Below are 1,516 nucleotides of genomic sequence, written 5' to 3'. Positions count from 1 at the left end.
GGCCGGCACCGACCACCAGGACCCGGCCGGCCGCGTCGAACAGTCCGGCCGCCGTGCGCAGCCGCTCCGGGGTCACCGTCACCGCAACGCCGTCCAGGGCCTCCCTGGCCGCGCGGACCGTGTCGGCCAGGGCCCGGGCGGCCGGGTCCCGGTCCCGGGAGGGCTCCGGGGCGGGCGCCTGGCGGGCCGCGGCGATCTTGAGCTCCTGATAGCCGCGGAACCCCAGCCGCTGGCAGGCGCGCACGACGGAGGACGGCGCGGTGCCGGCCAGGGCCGCGACGTCGCTGACGCTGAGGTGCACCAGCTCCGCGCCCTTGTCCAGCACGACCCGGGCAACCCGCGCCTCGGTGTCGCGCAGGTCGGACAGGTGGGCCCGGATGTGGGCGGCGAGCCCGCCCCCCACTGTGGAATGGATTTCCATATGGCTAACCTATCAAGGAAATCTGTTCCAGGACCGTCCAGACCCGTCCCAGCCTGTTCCCCAACGAGCGGTGGAGAGCGACCGTGCCCCTACCCCTGCCGTCCATGACGGGCGCCGCCGCCGTGCCCGCCGCCGTCCTCGCCTCGGCGGTGCTGCACGCCGTCTGGAACGGCCTCGCCCACGGCCTGCGCGACAAACTGGCCGGGTTCACGCTCATCAGCCTCGCCTCGGCAGGCTGCGGGGCCGTCCTCGCGTGCCTGGCCCCGCTTCCCGCCCCGGCGGCCTGGCCGTACATAGCCGCCTCGGCCGCGCTGCAGGCCGCGTACCAGCTGCTGCTCCTGCGCGCCTACCAGCTCGGCGACTTCGGCCAGATGTACCCCACCGCCCGGGGCACCTCACCGCTGGTGGTGGCCCTGGTCTCCACCACCCTCCTCGGACACTCCCTGCCCGTCGGCCGCGCCATGGGCATCGCCGTGATCTCCTGCGGCCTGGCCGCCCTGGCCCTCGCCGACGGGATGCCGGGCCGCGCTCAGCTGCCCGCCCTGGCGGCAGCCCTCGGCACCGGTGTGATGATCGCCTCCTACACCCTCGTCGACGGCAGCGGCGTCCGCGTCTCCGGCAGCGTCTTCGGCTACGTCGCCTGGCTGTTCCTCTGCCAGGGGCTGGTCCTGCCGGTCATCGCGTGGGCCCGCCGGGGTCCGGCCCTGCTCACCACGCTGCGTCCGCTGTGCGGCCGCGGCCTGGCCGGCGGGCTGCTCTCCCTGCTGGCGTACGGGCTCGTCGTCTGGGCGCAGTCCCGCGGCGACCTCTCCACCATCGCCGCCCTGCGGGAGACCAGCATCGTCTTCGGCGCCCTGATCGGCGCGGTCGTGTTCCGGGAACGCCTCGGCCACCGGCGCATCACCGCCAGCGTCACCGTCCTGGCCGGCATCGCGGTGCTCCAGCTCGCCGGGGGCTCCTGATCAGGCCGGGGCGAGGACCTCCTCGTGGGCCCCGTCGAGGACGAAGCCGTTGTCGAAGCGGACCCGGACCGTGATCCGGCTGCCCGCCTCCTGGAAGGCGGTCCACTCGGGTTCCAGGGCCGTGACCTCCTCC

General features: G+C 74.7%; 2 protein-coding genes. One reads left to right on the top strand and one right to left on the bottom strand.

The genetic code is table 11. The annotated features are described in order from the left end of the window. Nucleotides 1–421: MurR/RpiR family transcriptional regulator (locus VR44_RS12375; protein WP_045947506.1), on the bottom strand; the 421-nt coding region annotated here is incomplete at its 3' end. Nucleotides 422–525: 104 nt separating this feature from the next. Here VR44_RS12375 and VR44_RS12370 point away from each other — a divergent pair. Beyond that, complete coding sequence (locus VR44_RS12370) at nucleotides 526–1,383, top strand: DMT family transporter (protein WP_045947505.1); 858 nt, start codon at nucleotides 526–528, stop codon at nucleotides 1,381–1,383. Nucleotides 1,384–1,516 lie beyond the last annotated feature (133 nt).

The sequence above is a fragment of the Streptomyces katrae genome, assembly GCF_000966975.1.
In the GTDB taxonomy this organism is placed as follows: Bacteria; Actinomycetota; Actinomycetes; order Streptomycetales; family Streptomycetaceae; genus Streptomyces; species Streptomyces katrae.
Note: the sequence above shows the minus strand (reverse complement) of the source record. Positions and strands in the feature narration are given on the sequence as shown.

Coding starts and splice junctions, on each gene's coding strand:
- VR44_RS12370 (WP_045947505.1), top strand. CDS start 526: ATGACGGGCGCCGCCGCCGTGCCCGCCGCCGTCCTCGCCTCGGCGGTG.